Below are 20845 nucleotides of genomic sequence, written 5' to 3' on the forward strand. Positions count from 1 at the left end.
ATGCACGGTTACGACTACCTGCTGATACTGGCTTTTTTCGCCTTGGTGCTGTTGCCCGCGCCGCTGCTGGGACGGTTCTACTACAACGTCATGGAAGGTAAGCGGACCTTTCTGACCCCGGTCATGGGCCCGGTCGAACGGATTTGCTATCGCCTGTCCGGCGTCGACCCCGCGGTCGAACAAAACTGGAAAACCTACACAATCGCCCTGCTGGCCTTCAACCTGGCCGGGTTCGTCGTGCTGTTCGCCATCCTGCTCATGCAAGGCTCGCTGCCCCTTAACCCCCAAGGTCTGCCGGGCATGGAGTGGTCGCTGGCGTTCAACACCGCGATGAGCTTCGTCACCAACACCAACTGGCAGAGCTACAGCGGCGAATCGTCCCTGAGCTACCTCAGCCAGATGGCCGGCCTGTCCGTGCAGAACTTCGTCAGCGCCGCCACCGGCATCGCCGTGCTGGTCGCGTTTTGCCGCGGCATCAGCCGTCGCTCGACGCAGCACTTGGGCAACTTCTGGGCCGACATGACCCGCGCGACCCTCTACGGCCTGTTGCCGATGTGCATCATCCTGGCGCTGTTTCTGGTGTGGCAGGGCGTGCCGCAAACCTTCGCCCATTACGTGGACGCCGTGACCCTGCAAGGCACCGACCAGACCATTCCTCTGGGCCCGGCTGCCAGCCAGATTGCGATCAAGCAACTGGGCACCAACGGCGGCGGTTTCTTCGGCGTTAACTCGGCGCACCCGTTCGAAAACCCAACCATCTGGAGCAACCTGTTCGAGCTGGTGTCGATCATCCTGATCCCGGCCGCGTTGGTGTTCACCTTTGGCCACTACGTGAAAGACATGCGCCAGAGCCGCGCGATCATCGCCTGCATGCTGGCGCTGTTCATGATTGGCGGCGCGACGGCGATGTGGGCCGAGTACCAGCCAAACCCTGCGCTGAACATCGCGTCGGTCGAGCAGACCGCGCCGATGGAAGGCAAGGAAACCCGCTTTGGCACCACGGCCACCGTGCTGTGGGCCGCGACCACTACGGCGGCGTCCAACGGTTCGGTCAACGGCATGCACGACAGCCTCAACCCGCTTACCGGGATGATCGCCCTGGCCAACATGATGGTCGGTGAGGTGATTTTCGGCGGCGTCGGCGCGGGCCTCTACGGCATGTTGCTCAACGTGTTGATCGCGGTGTTCCTCGCCGGCCTGATGATCGGTCGCACCCCGGAATACCTCGGCAAGAAACTGCAGGCCCGTGAGGTCAAGTTGCTGGTGGCGACCTTGATCGTGATGCCGGTCGGCGTGCTGGTGTTCGGTGCGCTGGCAGCCTCGTTGCCCGGCCCGGCAGGTGCGATCAGCAACCCCGGCGCCCACGGTTTCAGTCAGTTGCTATATGCCTACACTTCGGCGACCGCCAACAACGGTTCGGCCTTCGGCGGCTTCAGCGCCAACACCACCTTCCACAACCTGATGTTGGGCCTGTCGATGTTCATTGGCCGCTTCGGCTACATCCTGCCGGTGCTGGCCCTGGCTGGCAGTCTGGCCGCGAAGAAGACCTCGCCCCTGGGCCAGAACAGCTTCCCGACCCACGGCCCGCTGTTCGTCACCTTGCTGACCGTGACCATCCTGCTCGTGGGTGGCCTGACGTTCCTGCCGACCCTGGCACTGGGACCGATTGCCGAACACTTGAGCCTGGGCTTCTGAGGACCACACCATGAACATGCAAGCCCCTGTAACAAAAAGCCCGGACAGTACAAACTCGGACTCTAAAAGCCAGGCCAGCAAGACAGCCGGCCATGACGCGCAGCCCGCATCAAACGTGTCGGTCAAGACCGGCTTCGCCGCGCTGTGGCGTCCGGCGCTGGTCCAGGCGTTCATCAAGCTCGACCCGCGCCAGCTGCACCGTGCGCCGGTGATGCTGGTGGTCGAACTGACCGCGATTCTGACCACCGTGCTGTGCCTGATCCCCGATCCGGCGGTGCCGACGTCCGTCGCCGTGCAGATCGCCGTCTGGCTGTGGTTCACCGTGTTGTTCGCCAACTTCGCCGAAGCCTTGGCCGAAGGTCGCGGCAAGGCCCGCGCCGACAGCCTGAAAGCCGGGAGCGAAGGCCTGAAAGCGCGGATCCAGGGCGCCAACGGCAGCTACCAGATGGTCAACGCCGCCACGCTGCGCAAGGGCGATGTGGTCCGCGTCGAAGCCGGGGAGATGATCCCGGGCGACGGCGAAGTGATCGAAGGCATTGCGGCCGTCAACGAAGCGGCGATCACCGGTGAGTCTGCGCCGGTGATCCGCGAGTCTGGCGGCGACCGTTCGGCCGTGACCGGCAACACGCGACTGGTATCCGACTGGCTGCTGGTGCGGATCAGCGCCAACCCCGGCGAATCGACGCTGGACCGCATGATCGCGCTGGTCGAAGGCGCCAAGCGCCAGAAGACCCCCAACGAAGTCGCTCTCGACATTCTGTTGATCGGCCTGACCCTGATCTTCCTGCTGGTGGTCGTGACCCTGCAGCCGTTCGCGCACTTTGCCGGCGGTAACCTGCCGCTGGTGTTCCTCGTGGCTCTGCTGGTCACCCTGATTCCGACCACCATTGGCGGCCTGCTCTCGGCCATCGGCATTGCCGGCATGGATCGCCTGGTGCGCCTCAACGTGATCGCCAAATCCGGCCGTGCGGTAGAGGCGGCGGGTGACGTGCATGTGTTGCTGCTGGACAAGACCGGCACCATCACCTTCGGCAACCGTCGTTGCGCGGCGGTGTATGCCGCGCCGGGCGTGTCGGCCAAAGAGCTGAGCGAAGGCACGCTCCTGGCCTCGCTGGCGGATGACACCGCCGAAGGCAAGTCCATCGTCGAGTACCTCCGCGGTCTGCACCCGATGACCGAGCCTGCACCGAGCCAGTTGACGGCGGTGCCGTTCACCGCGGAGACCCGCTTGTCCGGCGTCGACTACGAAGGCCGCGTGTATCGCAAGGGCGCCGTGGATTCGCTGCTGAAATTCCTCGGCCGTGACCGCAGTGACCTGCCGCCGGTACTGGCGCGGGAGATCGACAAGATCGCCAAGACCGGTGGTACGCCGTTGCTGGTCTGCGGCGATGGCAAGCTGCTGGGCGCGATTCATCTCAAGGACGTGGTCAAGCCGGGCATTCGCGAGCGCTTCGAGGAACTGCGCAAACTGGGCATTCGCACGGTCATGGTCACGGGCGACAATCCGCTGACGGCGGCAGCGATCGCGGCAGAGGCGGGCGTCGATGACGTGCTGGCCGAAGCCACTCCCGAGAAGAAACTGGAGCGTATCCGTCAGGAGCAGAACGACGGGCGTCTGGTGGCGATGTGCGGCGACGGCGCCAACGACGCCCCGGCGCTGGCCCAGGCCGACGTCGGTATGGCGATGAACGATGGCACCCAGGCGGCGCGGGAAGCGGCCAACATGGTCGATCTCGACAGCGACCCGACCAAGCTGCTGGACGTGGTGCAGATCGGTAAGGAATTGCTGGTGACCCGCGGCGCCCTCACGACCTTTTCCATCGCCAACGACGTGGCCAAGTATTTCGCCATCCTGCCGGCGCTGTTCGCGGCGATCTATCCGCAACTGGGCGTGCTCAACGTCATGCACCTGGCCAGCCCGCAGAGCGCGATTCTGTCGGCCATCGTGTTCAACGCGCTGATCATCGTCGTGCTGATTCCGCTGGCGCTGCGCGGTGTCCGGGTCCAGGCCGCCAGCGCTGCGCATCTGCTGCGCCGCAACCTGCTGGTGTACGGGCTGGGCGGGATTGTCGTGCCGTTCGTGGGGATCAAGGCCATCGACTTGCTGTTGACCGCCTTGCACCTGGTTTAACCCGTTGATCGCGCCGCGCGGTAACTGATCCCGCGCGGCGCTCACTTCGAAATGAGGAATGAATGATGTCCAGCGTATTGCGTCCGGCCGTGAGCCTGATCGTTTTGATGACCCTGATCACCGGCGTGGCTTACCCGCTGGTGGTGACCGGCGTCGCCCAGGTGGCGTTTCCGGATCAGGCCAATGGCAGCCTGGTCTACGACGACCATGAAAAAGTGCGTGGCTCTGAACTGATCGCACAGAATTTCACCGGCGAAGAATGGTTTCACCCGCGTCCGTCTGCCGGGGCCTTTGCCACCGTCGCCAGCGGCGCGAGCAACCTGGCGCCGAGCAATCCGGCGCTGGCGACCCGAGTGGGCGATGATGCCGCCAAAGAGAAAGTCGACAGCCAAGGCCCGGTGCCGCTGAACCTGCTGACCACGTCCGCCAGCGGCCTGGACCCGCACTTGTCACCAGCCGCGGCGCAATACCAGGTGGCCCGCATCGCAGCAGCGCGGAACCTGCCGGCCGAGTCGGTGCAGAAACTGGTGGCGGACAACACCCAGACCTCGCTGATCGGCCCGCCGGTGGTAAACGTGCTGGACTTGAATCTGAGTCTGAATCGGTTACCGTCTGGCAACGTCGTGAACTGACGCCAACGGGCAACGCCACACGTGCACACATCACCCCGCACCAGGACAACTTTTCGTGAATTCAACCACCCGCGCCGACGCTTTGCTGGTCAATCTTCCCCGGGACGATCGCGGGCGGCTGAAGGTGTTTCTCGGTGCCGCGCCGGGCGTGGGCAAGACCTACGCCATGCTTCAGGCCGCGCACACGCAGATGCGCCAGGGCGTTTCGCTGCTGGCCGGGGTCGTCGAGACCCACGGCCGCGCCGAAACCGAAGCGCTGCTGGGCGGTTTGCCCCAGCAACCCATGGTCCGTTCCGAATACCGCGGGGTCATGCTCGAAGAGATGGACCTGGACGGTATTCTTGCGGCGAAGCCCAAACTGGTGCTGGTCGACGAGCTGGCCCATTCCAACGCGCCCGGCAGCCGCCACGCCAAGCGCTGGCAGGACATTCAGGAATTGCTCTCGGCGGGGATAGACGTTTACACCACGGTCAACGTTCAGCACCTGGAAAGCCTCAACGATCAGGTGCGCGGCATCACCGGCGTGCAAGTGCGCGAAACCTTGCCGGACTGGGTGTTGCAGGAAGCCTACGAACTGGTGCTGATCGACCTGCCGCCCCGCGAATTGCTGGAGCGGTTGCGCGACGGCAAGGTCTACGTGCCCGAGCAGGCCCGCGCCGCCATTGATGCGTTTTTCACCCAGACCAACCTCACCGCGTTGCGGGAAATGGCCATGCAGACCGCCGCCGCCCAGGTCGACAACGATCTGGCGCTGGGCTATCGGCAGTTGGGTCAGGCGGCGCCCGCAGTGCGCGGTCGTCTGTTGGTGGGGATCGACGGCGACGCCCAGGCCGAACGTCTGGTGCGTCACGCCAGCCGGGTCGCCCAGCGTCGGCACCTGCCGTGGAGTCTGGTGCATGTCGACAACGGGCGCTTTTTCGATGAGCTGGCCCGCAGCCGTTTGCAGAATGCCCAGCAACTGGCCGAACGCCTCGGCGGGGAAGTGGTGGTGCTGCGCGCGCCTGAAGTGGCGAAGACGCTGATTCAGCACGCCACCGAACGCCGCGCGAGTCTTGTGTTGGTGGGCCAGTCGCGGCCTTCGCTGCGGCGTCGGGTGTTGGGCGGTGGGCTGGCGTCGCGCCTGTTGCGCAACGCCCACGGCCTGGAAATCAACGTGCTCGACAGCGAGTCGCGCCCTGATCAGCCGCAATCCACTTCGCCGCGCAATCTGGTCTGGTTCGATTACGCCCTGGCGCTGTTCGCCACGGTCGTCGCCAGCGCCCTGGCCTGGGCAGTTTCCAGCTGGTTGGCGCTGCCGAATATCTCCCTCGTCTTTCTCGCCGCCGTGTTGCTGGTAGCCGTGCGCAGCAGCGTCGGCCCGGCGATGGTCTGTTCGGTGCTGTCATTTCTGGCCTATGACTTTTTGTTCATCCCGCCGAACTTTTCCCTGAGCATCCAGCGCGAAGAAGACGTGCTGACGCTGCTGTTTTTCCTGCTGATGGCCGCGCTGACCGGCAATCTCGCCGCTCGCCAGCGCCGCCAGTTGCAAGCGCTGCGGGACACCCAGGAGGAGACCAGCGAACTGCTCGACCTGTCCCGCCGCCTGACCGCCGCCACCGATCGCCAGGCGGTGCTCAGCGCCGCCGATCATCACTTGGCCGGGTGGAGCGAGTTGCAGCTGTGCGTGCTGGACAACGACCGCGAGCAGGGTTGGAAAGTCGAGGTGGGCGGGCCGCTGGAGTTTTCCGAATTCGAACGCGCAGCAGCGGACTGGGCCTGGCAGCACGGGCAACCGGCGGGCAAGGGCACCGGCACACTGCCGTCGGGGAGTTGGTGGTGGTTGCCGCTGTGGGTAGACGACGCGCCGATGGCGTTACTGGGGATTCGTGCGAAGCAGGGCCAGACTTTCAGCCCTCAGCGGCGACGTCTGCTGACCGCGCTGAGTCAGCCATTGGGTCAGGCCCTGGCCCGGGCGCGACTGGCCGAAGATCTCGAGGCTGCGCGTCTGCATGGCGAGACCGAACAGCTGCGCAGCGCGTTGCTGGCGTCGGTCTCCCACGACCTGCGCACGCCGCTGACCGCCATGCGCGGCAGCATTGACAGCCTGTTGGCGCTGGGCGAGGCGATTCCGCTGGAAGACCGTCGCGAGTTGCTCGAAGGCACCCGCGACGAGGCCGAGCGTCTGGATCGCTACATTCAGAACCTGCTGGACATGACGCGCCTCGGCCATGGCGCGCTGAAGCTGGCGCGTGACTGGGTCTCACCGGGTGACATCGTCGGCAGCGCGCTCAATCGCCTGCGTGCGGTGCTCGCGCCGCTGCAAGTCATGACCGAGTTGCCGGCGGGATTGCCGCTGCTGTACGTGCACGCCGCGCTGATCGAGCAGGCGCTGATCAACGTGATCGAAAACGCCGCGCGCTTCTCGCCGGTCAATGGCCGTCTGCAGATGGCGGTGAGCGTGCAGAACGAGGAGATTATTTTCGCCGTCAGCGATGAAGGGCCGGGGATACCCGAGAACGAACGGGCGAAGATTTTTGATATGTTCTACACCGCCGCGCGGGGAGACCGAGGCGGGCAGGGCACGGGGCTGGGTCTGGCGATCTGTCAGGGCATGGTCGGCGCCCACGGCGGGCGGATCAGCGTGGACGACGGCATCGACGGTCGCGGCACCTGCATCAGCCTGCACTTGCCGCTGCAGGCGCAGCCCGAAGCGGAAATGGACCAGGCGGTCTGAACCCGCTTTGCGCTACGCTGACTCTCTTTCGGTACCGACCCTTTTCTTCATGACAGGACACCCATGAGCCAGACGGCGACCATTCTGGTGATCGATGACGAGCCGCAGATCCGCAAGTTCCTGCGCATCAGCCTCGCGTCACAAGGCTATAAAGTGCTGGAAGCCGGCACCGGCACCGACGGCCTGACCCAGGCCGCACTGAATAAACCCGACCTGCTGGTGCTCGACCTGGGCCTGCCGGACATGGACGGGCAGGACGTGCTCAGCCAGTTTCGCGAGTGGTCGACGGTGCCGGTGCTGGTGCTGTCGGTGCGTGCCAGTGAGGGCGAGAAGGTTCGCGCGCTGGACGCCGGCGCCAACGATTACGTGACCAAACCGTTCGGCATCCAGGAGTTTCTGGCGCGGATTCGTTCGCTGTTGCGCCAGGCGCCGGAGAGCGGTCAGGTGGAATCGGCGGTGGTCATCGGCCCGCTGAACATTGATCTGGCCTACCGCCGGGTGTCCCTGGGCGATGCCGAAGTCGCCCTGACCCGCAAGGAATACGCGGTGCTGGCGCAACTGGCGCGGCATCCCGGACGGGTCATTACCCAACAGCAACTGCTCAAGGACATCTGGGGCCCGACCCACGTCGAAGACACCCATTACCTGCGCATCGTGGTGGGCCACCTGCGCCAGAAACTCGGCGACGACCCCGCCGCGCCGCAGTACATCGTGACTGAGGCGGGGGTCGGGTATCGGTTGGTGAATGCGTGAAGGCATTCGCTTGCTTTGGGCCGCATCTGCCCAAGCGCGGTGCGTCAGCCCATGTCGTCATATCAGATCCACCGCAATTCGCGAGCAAGGTGGAGCGCCACCCCGGTCGCTCCCACAGGATCACCGCAGCGCTGACTGTCTTCGGCGAACGCAGCAAGTGTGGGAGTGAGCCTGCTCACGAATGCGGTAAGTCAGCGCATATCTCCATGTCTGACCCACCCAATTGCTCACGAATGCTCCTGCTCATACCGATCCAGCGTTTCCCTGGCGATCTGCCGCCCGAGCGCGATCAGCTCCGGGGCTTTGTAGAATTCGAAGAACCGGCACACGCGCTTCGGCACGTTGATCAGGATGTCGGGCGGGTAGCCGGCGATTTTGTATTGCGCCAGGGACGTCTGCATGACCTCGAAACTCTGGTTGATCAGGTCCAGCAGCGAGGCAGGGCCGACGTTGTCGATGATGATCGAGCCGCTGGCCGATCTCGGCGCCCCGGCCTGGGTGGGCGCGGCGGAGGGTTGCTGGCCCTGGGGGTCGGCGGATTCGATATCGGCCATCAACCACGGATTGCCCGTCAGCACGGCGGCGCTGGGCTTGAGCCTTTCCTGCGCCAGACGCAAACTATCCTCGCCGGTCAGGTCCAGCTTGCGGCGGAACGGCAGGTGCGAGCCGATGGAGCTCATCAACCCGTCGATACGCTTCTTCACCGCCGGCGGGCGCTCGATCACCGGCAAGGTGTAATGCTTCTGGGTCGTTGAATTGAGGTTGACCGCGACGATCAGATCGCAGTGGCTCGACACCACCGGCACGATCGGCAACGGGTTCAGCAGGCCGCCATCGACCAGCGTGCGGTTGCCCTGAACCACCGGGGTAAACAGGCTGGGGATCGCCGCCGAGGCGCGCATCGCCGAATGCAGATTGCCTTCCTGAAACCAGATTTCCTGCTGGTTGGTCAGGTCCGTGGCCACGGCGGTGTAGGGGATCGGCAGGTCCTCGATATTGATCTCGCCGACGATGTCGCGAATTTTGCCGAACACCTTCTCGCCGCGAATCGCCCCCAGCCGGAAACTCACGTCCACCAGCCGCAACACGTCCAGGTAATCCAGGCTTTCGATCCACGCCTTGTACTCGGGCAGCTTGCCTGCCGCGTAGATCCCGCCGATCACCGCGCCCATGGAACACCCGGCGATGCAGGCGATGTCGTAGCCGCGGTGTTCGAGCTCTTCAATGACGCCGATGTGCGCGTAACCCCGTGCGCCCCCGGAGCCCAGGACCAGCGCGATGCGTTTATTCATGTGCGTTTCCCACTGTCAGCGTTCAGGCGGCGCGCAAGGCGGCCGATTCATCACACACCAGCGTAACGCCAACGGCCCGAAACGGGTATTGTGCATCGCCCGGGTGTGGCACTTTTACATCGCCGCACCGTCAAAGCCGCATCAATGATTTCCTTAGTTGAGGTAACACCCATGAAAGCCTGGATCTGCCTGCCCCTGTTGGCATTGGTTCTCACCGGTTGCGCCGGTAAAACGGCCTACCGCGACAGCTGTGCCACCAACCTTGACGCAGCCTGGCACGAGCTCGATCTGGCCAAGGCCGAAGGTTTCGCCGGCACGGTCAGCTACTCCAAGGCCCTGTCGCTGCTGACCGGCGCCAAGACCCAGCAGCAGTTCGAAGCGTTCGAGGGTTGCTCCGAGAAAGCCGAGAAAGCCCGTTTCTATATCCGTGAGTCCCGCGCCGGTCGCTGAAATCGCTCCAAAGTCCGCAGCCATCACGCGGTCTCCCTGTAGGAGTGAGCTTGCTCGCGAAGCATGCTGTCAGTCGCCATCAAGCTGACCGGGATAACGCCGATCGCGAGCAAGCTCACTCCTACCGTCCTGTTTCGCTCCACCCTGATGAATCCCTCCATCCCGCTCTGGCGAAAAGGCCTACGCTGACCTTACAGTGGCTGCACGTCTGGCATCGTCTGCAGTCCTATTAGCCATGAGCAGTCGCCTGGGGAGGCCTTCCGATGGGCAGAAAACTGGATGCGTGTCTCAACGCAATCAATGAAGTGGTGCTGGGCAAGGAACCACAGGTGCGCCTGGCGTTGACCTGCCTGCTCGGCGGCGGGCATCTGTTGATTGAAGACTTGCCCGGCATGGGCAAAACCACCCTCAGCCATACCCTGGCGCGGGTGCTCGGCTTAAGCTTTCAGCGCATTCAATTCACCTCCGATCTGCTGCCGGGCGACATTCTTGGCACGTCCGTTTTTGATCGCGACACCGGGCAATTCACCTTTCACCCTGGGCCGATCTTCGCCGAGCTGGTGCTGGCCGACGAAATCAACCGCGCTACGCCCAAGAGCCAGAGCGCGCTGCTCGAAGCCATGGAGGAGGGCCAGGTCACCATCGAGGGCGCCACCCGTTTGCTGCCCGATCCGTTTTTCGTCATCGCCACCCAAAACCCCTTCAGCCAGGGCGGCACCTTCGCCTTGCCGGAATCGCAACTGGACCGCTTCCTGATGCGCCTGTCCCTGGGTTATCCCGCGCGCTCGGCGGAGAAAGCCCTGCTGCTGGGGGAATCCCGTCGTGATCTGCTGCCGCGCATCGAGCCATTACTGGACCACGCCGAACTGGCCTTGCTTCAGCAGCAGGCGCGGCAGGTGCGGGCCAGTGACGCCCTGGTCGATTACGTGCTGCGGCTGGTCGATGCCACGCGCAGCCAGCCGCAATTCGCCTACGGCCTGTCGCCCCGCGCGAGCCTGGCGATCCTGTCGGCGGCGCGTGCCTGGGCGTTGCTCGCCGGGCGCGATTACGTGATTCCCGAAGACGTGCAGGCGATTCTGCCCGCCGTCATCAGCCACCGCCTGCGCGAGCGCACTGACCCGACCGGGCATGGCGGCGGCGCGCTGGTCCAGTGGCTACTGCGCGAGGTGCCGGTGCTGTGATCGAACGCTTCAAACCGGTCTGGCAGCGCTGGGTGGGACGCCGCATTCCCCCGGCGTCGCGGGTCGAACTGGATCACCGCCGAATCTTCATCCTGCCGACCCGGGTCGGCGGTACCTATGCGCTCATTCTGTTTCTGTTGCTGCTGGTGTCGATCAACTACCAGAACAGCCTCGCCTACGGCCTGACCTTTCTCATGCTGTCGGTGGGCGTGCTGGCCATTCTGCACACCTACCGCAACATCAGCGGGCTAATCCTCAGCGGCGGCCACGCGCGTTCGGTGTTCGTCGGCGAACCGGTGCAACTGCGGCTGCGTCTGGAAAGCACCGGCCATGGCCATCAGGCGATTGCCCTGGGGTGGGACAGCGAACAGCTGGAGCAGACCGACGTTGAAGCCGAGCGTCTGGTCGAAGTCGGCCTGACGCTGCCGGCGCTCAAACGCGGCTGGATGCGGGCCCCGCGTTTGCGCGTGGAGAGCGTGTTCCCGCTGGGGATTTTTCGCGCCTGGAGCTGGCTGGACCTGGAACAGACCGTGCTGATCTACCCGCAACCGCTGGCCGGCACGATGCCGCTGCTGCAAGGCGTGCAACCCCATGCCGAGGACGACGGCCACGCCACGACGGGGCCGGGCGTCGACGATTATCAGGGCCTGCGCCTGTGGCAGCCGGGCGATTCGATGCGGCGCATGCACTGGAAAGCCTGGTCGCGGGGACAGGGGCTGATGGTCAAGGAGTTCAGCGACCTCAGCGGTCACGACCTGTGTCTGGATTTCATGGCCCTGGGTGGGGATATCGAAGAGCGGCTGTCGCGCCTGTGTTACTGGGTGCTGGAATTGTCCCAGCGTCAGCAGCCGTTCGCGCTGCGGCTGCCCGGTTTTATCTCGGCGGTGGACAGCGGCGACGCTCACCGCGAAGCCTGTCTGCGCCAGTTGGCGCTGTACGGGGTGCGCGCATGAAAGGCGCGGCGCGATGACCTCCTCAAGCCTGGCCAAACCGATCCCCCGGGTCAGCCTCAATTGGTTGCTGATTGCCCAGGCGCTGGTGATCGTGCCCTTCGCCTTGCACGTGCCGGTGGCGCTGATCGTGCTGTGGCTGGTCTGCTCGTTCTGGCGCATCCAGATCTTCCGTATGCGCGTGCGCATGCCCGGCACCTGGATCAAATCGGGTTTGCTGGTCGGCACCGCCGGGGGCATCTATCTGGCGCGGGGCAGTTTGATCGGGCTGGACGCAGGGGCGGCGCTGCTGATCGCGGCGTTCATTCTGAAGATGCTGGAAATGCAGAACCGTCGCGACGCCCTGGTGCTGATCTTTCTTGGCTTCTTCTGCATCGCCGTCGGTTACCTGTTCGAAGACTCGCTACTCTGGGGCCTGTTTACCCTGCTGCCCATCACCACGCTGCTGGCGGCATTGATCGGCTTGCAACAGTCCGGCATCTCCAGCAGGCCCGCCGCGACGCTGCGGCTATCGGCCAAACTGCTGCTGCAGGCGGTGCCGCTGATGATTCTGCTGTTCCTGTTTTTCCCGCGTCTTGATCCATTGTGGTCGTTGCCACAACCGAGCAACAAGGCGCTGACCGGGCTGTCCGACAGCATGGCGCCGGGGGACATCGCCGAGCTGAGCAAATCTGCCGAGCTGGTGTTTCGCGCCAGTTTTGACGGCCCGATGCCGCCGCGCAATCAGCTGTACTGGCGCGCGCTGACCCTGGAGCAATTCGACGGCAGACGCTGGTCGCAATCCTCGCGGGCGCAAGTGCCGGACGCGCCGCTGTGGCGCCGGGAAGGCGAGCGGGTCAGCTACAGCGTGGTGCTGGAACCGACCGGCAAGCCGTGGCTGATGACCCTCGATGTCGGCCAGACCGATCTGGCCGGCGTGCGCCAGATGAGTGATTTCCGCTGGCAGCGGCGGCGACCGGTGGAGCAATCAATGCTCTACAGCGTCGAATCTTGGCCCGACGCGGTGCGCGAGACCGTGCTCAGCGACGGCGCGCGCTTGCAGGCCCTGCAACTGCCGGCCAAAGGCAATCCCCAGGTGCGCGAATGGGCCGCGGACCTGCATCGCCGCCACCCCGGCACCGACGCGGTGGTGGACGCGCTGCTGTCGTATTTCACGTCGCAGCCGTTCCGCTACACCCTCAAGCCCCCGGCGCTGGGGGCCAACAGCATCGATGACTTTCTGTTCGGCAGCCGTGCCGGTTTCTGTGCCCACTACGCCGGCGCCATGACCTTTGCCCTGCGCGCGGCGGGCGTGCCGGCGCGGGTGGTTGCCGGTTATCAGGGCGGCGAGCTCAACCCGGACGGCAATTACCTGACCGTGCGCCAGTTCGATGCCCACGCCTGGGTCGAGTACTGGCAACCGAACGTGGGCTGGCGCAGCGTTGATCCCACCGCAGCGGTGGCGCCCGCGCGAGTCGAGCAAGGGCTTGAACAGGCCCTGGCGGCGGACGAAGACTTTCTCAGCGATTCGCCGATGTCCGCCCTGCGCTATCGGCACCTGGCCTGGGTCAATTCAATCCGCCTGAGCTGGGACAACCTCAATTACGGCTGGCAGCGCTGGGTGCTGGGGTATCAGGGTCAGCAGCAACTGCAGGTGCTGGGCCGCTGGTTTTCCGGGTTTCAGGCACCCGTGTTTGCCGGCGGCGCGGCGGTTATTCTCGGGTTGCTGGCGCTGTGGCTGTTCAAACCGTGGCGCCGTGAGAGCGATTCGCAGCTGCGGCTGTTCAACCAGTTCGAACGTCTGCTCGCCCGGCAGGGTCTTAAACGTCAGCCGGGTGAGGGCGCCCAGGCCTTTGCGCAGCGTGCTGCCCCGCAACTGCCGGCCCACGCCGGGGCGATCAGAGATTTTGTCCACGAGTTCGAGGCCCAGCGCTACGCCGGGGCAGACGGCTCGGTTGGTGCATTGCGTCAGCGCCTGAAATGCCTGCGCCGCAGCCTGCCTTGGCGTTTGTCCACTGCGAGGGGCAAGCGGCCGTGAGTCATCAGACATTCATCTTCAACCTAGGAGTGTTTCATGTCAGCGATGGTCGATCACCTGGTCGCCGAGATTATCGGCCTTAACATCAAGCTGCTTGCCTGCCACGCGCGGTTGGAGGTCTCCACCGACAGCGAAGCGCTGCACGACCTGCGCACCAACGTCCGCCGCCTGCGCAGCGTTTTGCGCCCGCTGCGGGGGCTGCCAGGGCTGGATCAGGTGGAAGCGGCGGCCAAGGAGGTCGGCGCGCTCACCACGCCTTTGCGTGACATGCAGGTGCTGGCGGCGTTCCTCGATGAACAGGGTCTGCCCCAGGCGGCGGCCAAGCGCGAGCAATACCTGAAAACCGCGTGCCCGAAAGTGGCCAGCTCTGCGGAGCTCAATCGTCTGTTCGGCGTGCTGGATCAATTGCCGGCCCTGCTGCGCACCCAGGAACGTCACGGCCTGCTCGACAAGCTGGAGCGGCGCATCGAAAAGCGTCTGGACAAACAATGGAAACAACTGCGCGAAGCCATGGGCGACCCTGCCCACGACCGCCATCGCCTGCGCCTGTTGATCAAACGCGTGCGCTACGCCGGCGAGGCCTACCCGGAACTCAGTCATCAGCCAAAGAACATGGAGCGCCGGTTGAAAGCGGCCCAGGGCGCTCTGGGCGATTGGCACGATCACCTGCAATGGCTGGAGCAGGCGCGGCATCAGGCGGATCTGGCGCCGTGTGTGGCCGGGTGGGAATTGGGCATTCATCGCGCCGAGCAGAAGTCTGATCAGGTTCTGGAGCGATTGTACAAGGCGTGCTTCGGCAAACATTCTCCACGCTGACGCTGGCTGGTCCGCAGGATTGGCGCTTATCAACCCTGTCCTGCGGCGGCTGCCTCGTTACCATTTGCCCATCCCGCCTGCCACCCTGGAACGCCCATGAAATTCTCCGAGCTGCTTGACGCCGTCCGTGCCCATCCCGAATCCGTCAGCATCCCCGCCTCATGGGCACAGGGGCGAGCCTGCTTCGGCGGGCTGATGGCGGCGCTGATGTATGAAGCGATGCGCGCGAAGGTCTCGACCGAGCGGCCGGTTCGGTCGCTGGCGATCTGTTTCGTTGCGCCGCCGGCCATCGACACACCTATTTCGTTTGAGGTGGAAGTCCTGCGCGAAGGCAAAGCGGTCAGTCAGGTCTTGGGCCGGGCGATGCAGAACGGCGAGGTCATGACCCTGATTCAGGGCAGCTTCGGCGCGCCCCGCGAGTCGATGATTTCGGTGCACGCCGAGCCAGCGCCGGTCTTCAAGCCGGTGGACGAGATCCAGCCGTTTCCGTTCGTGTCCGGCGTGATGCCGGAATACTTGCGTTTTATTGATCTGCGCTGGGCGCTCGGCGGCCTGCCGTTTTCCAACACACCGTCACCGGCGATTGGTGGCTATGCACGCTTGCGTGACGTGGAAGAGGAGCCCTTGACCGAAGCGCATCTGCTGGCGCTGGTCGATACCTGGCCGCCTGCGGTGCTGCCCCATCTGAACAAGCCGGCGCCGGGAAGCTCGTTAACCTGGACGATCGAATTTGTGCAGCCGTTGCCCGCGATGACCACCCATGACTGGACCCAGTACCGAGCGGTGATCGAGCATGCCCGCGATGGCTACGGTCATACCGCAGCGGCGCTGTGGACGCCAAAAGGGGAATTGGTGGCGATCAGTCGCCAGACGGTGACTGTCTTTGGCTGATCAGATCAGATCAGATCAGAGGTGAGGTTGCTGACAACGTCATCAGGTGACGCATCTCTGTACCGGGCAAAAGCCAGGGGCCTTATTGGCCTCTGGCTTTAATGGCTTGCGCGGCAATCAGACCCAGCACACCGATGGCGGCGGACGTCAGGCTGCTGTTGAACGCGCCGTCCAGCAGAAGCAAGCCGGAGACGATGGACAGCGGGAGCGCCAGTGAGGACAACACGGCGTTCGACGGCAGACCGTCCTTGCGTGATGGGTTGAAGAATTCGCCGATGTGAAGATCCGTAATGAACTTGGGCATGACGCTTACCTCGGTGAAACGTGAACAAGAAGTGTTTTCGATAGAGGTGAGAATAGGCCCGGAGGTTCACTTCGGCGAATCGAGGATTGCTATCAGCCTGATAGGCAGGATGTGCCTGAGCAATCGCAGGGGCGCGAGGCAATCAGCCCTGTAATTTCAGCTGCCCGATGGCCGTGTTCAAGGCGCCGGCCAGTGTCGCCAGCTCATCGCTGGTGCCGGCCGAGTCCACTGTTTGTCGGACGGTGCGCTCGGTCACGTCGCGGATGCTTACCACGGCCCGGTTCATTTCTTCGGCGACCTGGCTCTGTTGTTGCGCCGCTACCGCAATCTGAGTGTTGCTCTCGCGCATCTGCGCCACTGCTTCAGTGATCGCCGTCAGCGCCTGACCCGCTTCCCGCGCGCGCTGCACGCAGTCGTCGGCCTTGTGCGAGCTTTCCTGCATGAAATCCACCGCATCGCGGGTACCCGCCTGCAGAGTGCAGACCATGGTGGTGATCTCGTCGGTGGACGTCTGCACCCGGCGCGCCAGATGTCGCACCTCATCGGCCACCACCGCGAAGCCGCGTCCCATCTCCCCAGCGCGGGCCGCTTCGATGGCGGCGTTGAGGGCGAGCAGGTTGGTCTGTTCGGCGATGCTGTGAATCACGCTCACGACGCCGTTGATTTTCTGACTGTCCTCGGCCAGCCGCTGGATCATCCCGGCCGTCTGTTGCACCCCGCTGGACAGCCCGGCGATGGACGTCTCTACCCGATCAACCACGGATTTGCCGGTGCCCGCGAGCCGGTCAGCGTTCCGGGATTGATCACGGGTGGCACCGGCGTGTTCAGCGATGTGGTGGACGGTGGCGGTCATTTCATTGATGGCCGTTGCCACTTGATCGGTCTCGCTCTGCTGGCCGAGCATGCCTTGGCGCACCTCGCTCATGCCCGACGCCAGTTGGCCCGCGCCTGCATCCAGGCGGGCGGCGGAGTGGGCAACGGTGGTGACGATGCGTTGATAACCGGCTTGCATGGCGTTGAAGGCCTTGGCCATCTGCCCGACTTCATCCTCACCGGCCAGGGGCACGCGCGCCGAGAGGTCGCCGCTGCTTTCTACCTGCAGCATCACGTCTTTGAGGGTGTTGAGGTGCGTCAGCAGAAAGCGGATCAGCAGTTGCGACGCGCCGAGCATGGCGAGCATCAGAATGAACACTGCGACGGCGTACTGGACGAAACGCACCTCCACCCATTGCAGCAGGTGTGGCGCAGCGGCGAGCACGGCGATGCGTTGGTCACCGCGCTGGATGACATAGGCGCCGATCAGTGGCGTACCGTCTGTGTCGGAAACACCCGTCAGGTCAGTCCAGCCGGTAACCGGGCTCAGCGAGGGCAGGGGCTGACCTTTGAACACCGGCACCTGTCCCGCTGGATACGTCAGACGGTGGGCTGCAGCTGGCAGTGATTGCCCGGCGGGCCACGCGGTCAACAACTGTGCCTCGGCCTGCGCGGCGGCTCTGGCATCGTTGGCGCGGGTGTGTTGTTCCAGCTGCAGGGCGTAAAGCACCAGCAACAGCGTGGTGAAAAACGCAACGGCGTTGACCGCCCAGAACTTGTATTTCAGCGAAACATTGCTAAGCCAGCGGGCCATGGTGGAAGTCTTCTGTGGGTGCACGAAATAAGGCAGGGTGCCATCATTTTGTGCGCTTTAAAGACGCGAAGCGTTGATCTGGATCAATGGTGTTTATGGGATGACAGGTCAGACGGCGCTCCTCCCGTTTTGACCTGCGGAACAAGGCAGAGCCTGTTGTTACGATGCGTGAACGGCAGATTCCACCGCCGGCAACGAAAAAAACGCCCGAGCGCAATTGGTGGTGTGGGCCGCAACGTCGTCCGGGCTTTCGCCTCGGTGCAGCGCCACTTCGCGCAGGACCTCGGGCAGATAGGCCGGTTCGTTGCGGCCGTTCTTTGGTTTGGGCCGCAAGGTGCGGGGCAGCAGATACGGCGCGTCGCTTTCCAGCATCAACCGGCCGCGGGGAATCTCGCGGACCAGCGGGTGCAGGTGCGTGCCCCGGCGTTCGTCGCAGATCCAGCCGGTGATGCCGATGTGCAGGTCCAGATCCAGATAGTTGAACAGCGCGCGTTTTTCCCCGGTGAAGCAATGCACCACCGCCGCCGGGAGCTGATCGCGGTAGTCCCGCAAAATGGCGAGCAGTCGCTCGTCGGCATCGCGCTCATGGAGAAACACCGGTAATTGCAGCTCGACGGCCAGTGCCAGATGCGCTTCCAGAACCTTTTCCTGCTGCGGGCGAGGGGAGAAGTCGCGATTGAAATCCAGCCCGCATTCACCCACGGCGCAGACGGTCTTTTCACGCAGCAGCGCCCTGAGCTGGCTCTCGGTTTCGCCCGTCCAGGCGCTTGCCGAGTGCGGATGAATACCGGCAGTGCTGAACAGACGTTGGGCGCTTTCATCGAGCTGGCGGGATAACGCCAGGGCCTGTTCGCTGCCTTCGACGTCGGTGCCGGTGAGGATCAACTGGCCGACGCCGGCGGCGTACGCGCGTTCCACCACCTCATGTTCGCGGGCGGCGAAGCTGGGGTTGGTCAAGTTGACGCCAATGTCTATTAGTTGCATGGTGCTACCTCAGGCCGGAGGCCGAGAAGAATACCAGAGCGATTGAAGCGATAAAAAACAAGCAGGCTCAACTGCTTGGAATACCCAATCCTGTGATCCCGCTTTTGTTGACGCATGCCGCGATGCACGCGACGAGCCGTTCAGCTGCGCGACACAGACTTCAAGCCCGTTTTTTTCGGCCTTTCATCGGAGCGTCAATGATCCGAGCGTCCCTGCTTTCCCTGATGTGCGTCCTGGCCGTGCCCAGCCACGCGTCGCCGCGCCCCGCCGGCCCGCCGGTGGTGATCAAAAAGAGTCAGGTGCGCGACCTGCCGGCGATCCGCAGCGGCAAAGTCCTGCGGGTGCTGGTCAATCAGAGCCGCAACAGCTCCGCCGAAGTTCAGGGTGAGCCCGTTGGCGTCGAGTGCCGTCGCTTGCAGGCGTTCGAAACCTACCTCAACAGCCACGCCCGCGACGGTCAGAAGATCTCCCTCAAGCTCATTCCCAAAGCCAAGGACCAGCTGCTCGCCGCGCTGCAGCGGGGCGAAGGCGACATGGTTGCGCCGGGCGAACTCCTCGACGCCAGCGCCGCCCGTTACGTCGACGCGTCTGAACCGGTGGTCGCCCAGGTGCCGCTGGTGGTGGTGGGCGTCAAGGGTGAGCGCGGCCTCCGGCGTCCCGAACAGCTCTCCGGCCGCACACTGATGCTCACCAGCGGCAGCGCCGCCGATGAGGCCATCCTGCAGCTGAATCAGAAGCTGGCCCTGCGCAAGCTGCCACCGGTGAAGATCGAATGGGTTGACCCGAGTCTGGCCGTGGAAGACGTGCTGGAAATGGTTCAGGCCGGTGTTTATCACCTGACCGTGGTCGAGCAACCCATCGCCGAGCGCTGGGCCAAAGTGATGCCGAAGCTGCGGATCGACCGCGCTGCTGCCTTGAGCGATCCGGGGGACATGAACTGGTTCGTGCGCAAGGACGCCGTGGTGTTGCGCAGCGCCGTCGACCATTTCCTGCAAACCTACGAACCGCCGCGGAATCAGGACGCCGCCTTCCAGACCGCCTACAAGGACCGCTACCAGATCCACAATCCGCTGGCGCGCGAAGACCGTCAGCGCCTGGAGAAACTGCGTCCCACGCTACAATTGCACGCCGACAAACAGAAGATGGACTGGCTCGACCTCGCCGCCGTGGCCTTCAAGGAGTCGGCGCTCAACCCGGTCGCCAAGGGTGGCAGCGGCGCCACCGGTCTGCTGCAGATCACCCCGTCGGCCGCCCAGCGCGTCGGCGTCGACAACATTCACGACCTCGACGGTAACGTGCAGGCGGCGAGCAAATACATGGCGCTGCTGCGGCGCAAGTTTTTCGCCAGCCCGAAAATCAACGAGCGTGAGCGCATGGCGTTTACCCTGGCCGCCTACAACCTCGGCCCGGAGCGCGTGCAGGCCATGCGAGCGGAGGCGAAGCGCCAGGGGCTCAACCCGAACCAGTGGTTTTTTCAGGTCGAGCGCGTGGCCATGGAGCAGGGCGGCAAGAACGTCGTGAGCTACGTGAACAGCGTCAACAAGTACTACCTGGCGTTCGACCAGGCCCGCAGTTCATTGGAACGTCCTGAGGCACGGTGACAGATCCAATGATTCGATACGTATGACGCGTATTTTGCGATTTTCATATTTATAGAACCGATTAAGATGGCGCCATTCTCAACTCAAACGGAATTAACCGCCATGAATGCTCAACTTAAATCGATCTTCAACACCCATGCCGGTTTCGGCATCACCGGCCTGCGGATTCTCATCGGCATCATCCTAATGGCCCACGGCAGCCAGAAACTGTTCGGTATGTTCGGCGGCTATGGCCTGGAAGGCACTGGCCAGTACATGGCGAGCCTGGGCCTGAACCCTGGCTACCTGATGGCGTTGATGTCCGGCAGCGCGGAATTCTTCGGCGGTCTGGCGCTGTTCCTTGGCTTGCTGGCACGGCCTGCAGCGCTGGTGGTGATCGTGATGCTGGTGGTGGCGATTCTCTCGGTGCACATCCACAACGGCTTGTTCATGGCCAACAACGGTTATGAGTTCGGACTGGCGCTGATCGCCGCTGCGGTGGCGGTGCTGTTCGAAGGCGCGGGTCGCCTGTCCGTCGACCGATTGATCGCGCGTCGCTGATTCACCCGTTCAAATCCGTAGCAGCCACATTGTTAGCAAACAAAAATCCCGGCCTCTCAGAGCGTCGGGATTTTTTTGCGTCCGGTTAGACAGGAGCGCGACGGTATCCGTCGATTGACAATGCCTACAGCGCTTCTCTAGGATGCCGTTCATGCGCCGATTTAAACAGCTACTTGCGGGGCGCCGGGTGACGGTCATTCGTCATCGAAATTCCGCTAAAGCGCTGGTTCGGTGTTGCCTCTCACCGCTGCCCAGCGGATCAATGAGG

The 20845-nt window shown here is 64.0% G+C and carries 17 protein-coding genes; 13 read left to right on the forward strand and 4 right to left on the reverse strand.

Translation table 11 applies throughout. From position 1 onward, the window contains the following. The 5 genes from kdpA (at window position 1) to AC07RO_RS21420 (ending at window position 7924) form a co-directional block, all read left to right on the forward strand. Entirely contained in the window at window positions 1-1695 is a 1695-nt protein-coding gene (gene kdpA, locus AC07RO_RS21400) for a potassium-transporting ATPase subunit KdpA (RefSeq protein WP_495087012.1), read from the forward strand. Window positions 1696-1711: 16 nt separating this feature from the next. Beyond that, window positions 1712-3826 (forward strand): potassium-transporting ATPase subunit KdpB, encoded by a 2115-nt coding sequence (gene kdpB / locus AC07RO_RS21405; protein WP_495087069.1) that lies wholly within the window; start codon window positions 1712-1714, stop codon window positions 3824-3826. Window positions 3827-3891: 65 nt separating this feature from the next. Then, complete coding sequence (gene kdpC, locus AC07RO_RS21410; RefSeq protein ID WP_346626369.1) at window positions 3892-4458, forward strand: potassium-transporting ATPase subunit KdpC; 567 nt, start codon at window positions 3892-3894, stop codon at window positions 4456-4458. Between the two features lie 55 nt (window positions 4459-4513). Then, entirely contained in the window at window positions 4514-7171 is a 2658-nt protein-coding gene (locus AC07RO_RS21415; protein WP_495087013.1) for a DUF4118 domain-containing protein, read from the forward strand. Window positions 7172-7234: 63 nt separating this feature from the next. Next, a complete protein-coding gene (locus AC07RO_RS21420) occupies window positions 7235-7924 on the forward strand; it encodes a response regulator (RefSeq protein ID WP_192172198.1) in 690 nt (229 codons plus the stop codon). A gap of 227 nt (window positions 7925-8151) precedes the next feature. Here the strand turns inward: AC07RO_RS21420 and AC07RO_RS21425 are convergent, their stop codons facing one another. Continuing rightward, the gene (locus AC07RO_RS21425) at window positions 8152-9216 is read right to left on the reverse strand and encodes a patatin-like phospholipase family protein (protein WP_192172197.1); all 1065 of its coding nucleotides are present in this window, start codon (window positions 9214-9216) and stop codon (window positions 8152-8154) included. Between the two features lie 171 nt (window positions 9217-9387). Here AC07RO_RS21425 and AC07RO_RS21430 point away from each other — a divergent pair, with 171 nt between their 5' ends. From AC07RO_RS21430 to AC07RO_RS21455, 6 genes are all read left to right on the forward strand, one after another. Beyond that, window positions 9388-9666, forward strand: coding sequence for a hypothetical protein (locus tag AC07RO_RS21430; RefSeq protein ID WP_062381160.1), 279 nt, complete (start codon window positions 9388-9390; stop codon window positions 9664-9666). A gap of 263 nt (window positions 9667-9929) precedes the next feature. Beyond that, window positions 9930-10847 carry an AAA family ATPase gene (locus AC07RO_RS21435; protein WP_122538460.1) on the forward strand — a complete coding sequence of 306 codons (918 nt, stop codon included), beginning with the start codon at window positions 9930-9932 and terminating at the stop codon, window positions 10845-10847. After that, window positions 10817-11800, forward strand: a complete 984-nt coding sequence (locus tag AC07RO_RS21440; RefSeq protein ID WP_495087014.1) for a DUF58 domain-containing protein — start codon at window positions 10817-10819, stop codon at window positions 11798-11800. The genes AC07RO_RS21435 and AC07RO_RS21440 overlap by 31 nt, the downstream gene beginning before the upstream one ends. A 13-nt stretch (window positions 11801-11813) precedes the next feature. Beyond that, complete coding sequence (locus tag AC07RO_RS21445) at window positions 11814-13814, forward strand: transglutaminase TgpA family protein (protein ID WP_495087015.1); 2001 nt, start codon at window positions 11814-11816, stop codon at window positions 13812-13814. Window positions 13815-13859: 45 nt separating this feature from the next. Further along, the gene (locus tag AC07RO_RS21450; protein ID WP_495087070.1) at window positions 13860-14630 is read left to right on the forward strand and encodes a CHAD domain-containing protein; all 771 of its coding nucleotides are present in this window, start codon (window positions 13860-13862) and stop codon (window positions 14628-14630) included. 96 nt (window positions 14631-14726) lie between these two features. After that, the gene (locus AC07RO_RS21455) at window positions 14727-15521 is read left to right on the forward strand and encodes an acyl-CoA thioesterase (protein ID WP_495087016.1); all 795 of its coding nucleotides are present in this window, start codon (window positions 14727-14729) and stop codon (window positions 15519-15521) included. A gap of 82 nt (window positions 15522-15603) precedes the next feature. Here AC07RO_RS21455 and AC07RO_RS21460 read toward each other — a convergent pair whose 3' ends face one another. From AC07RO_RS21460 to AC07RO_RS21470, 3 genes are all read right to left on the reverse strand, one after another. Beyond that, window positions 15604-15825, reverse strand: coding sequence for a hypothetical protein (locus tag AC07RO_RS21460; protein WP_495087017.1), 222 nt, complete (start codon window positions 15823-15825; stop codon window positions 15604-15606). Between the two features lie 142 nt (window positions 15826-15967). Next, window positions 15968-17452 (reverse strand): methyl-accepting chemotaxis protein, encoded by a 1485-nt coding sequence (locus AC07RO_RS21465; RefSeq protein ID WP_495087018.1) that lies wholly within the window; start codon window positions 17450-17452, stop codon window positions 15968-15970. A gap of 159 nt (window positions 17453-17611) precedes the next feature. Next, entirely contained in the window at window positions 17612-18436 is an 825-nt protein-coding gene (locus AC07RO_RS21470) for a TatD family hydrolase (protein ID WP_495087019.1), read from the reverse strand. A 197-nt stretch (window positions 18437-18633) separates the two neighbouring features. Between AC07RO_RS21470 and AC07RO_RS21475 the strand changes: the two genes are divergently transcribed. Beyond that, a complete protein-coding gene (locus AC07RO_RS21475; RefSeq protein WP_495087020.1) occupies window positions 18634-20037 on the forward strand; it encodes an MltF family protein in 1404 nt (467 codons plus the stop codon). A 102-nt stretch (window positions 20038-20139) separates the two neighbouring features. Next, window positions 20140-20577: a DoxX family protein gene (locus tag AC07RO_RS21480; RefSeq protein ID WP_192172189.1), complete on the forward strand. Its 438-nt coding sequence runs from the start codon at window positions 20140-20142 to the stop codon at window positions 20575-20577. Window positions 20578-20845 lie beyond the last annotated feature (268 nt).

It is taken from the genome of Pseudomonas sp. GW821-FHT07F05, from assembly GCF_059418765.1.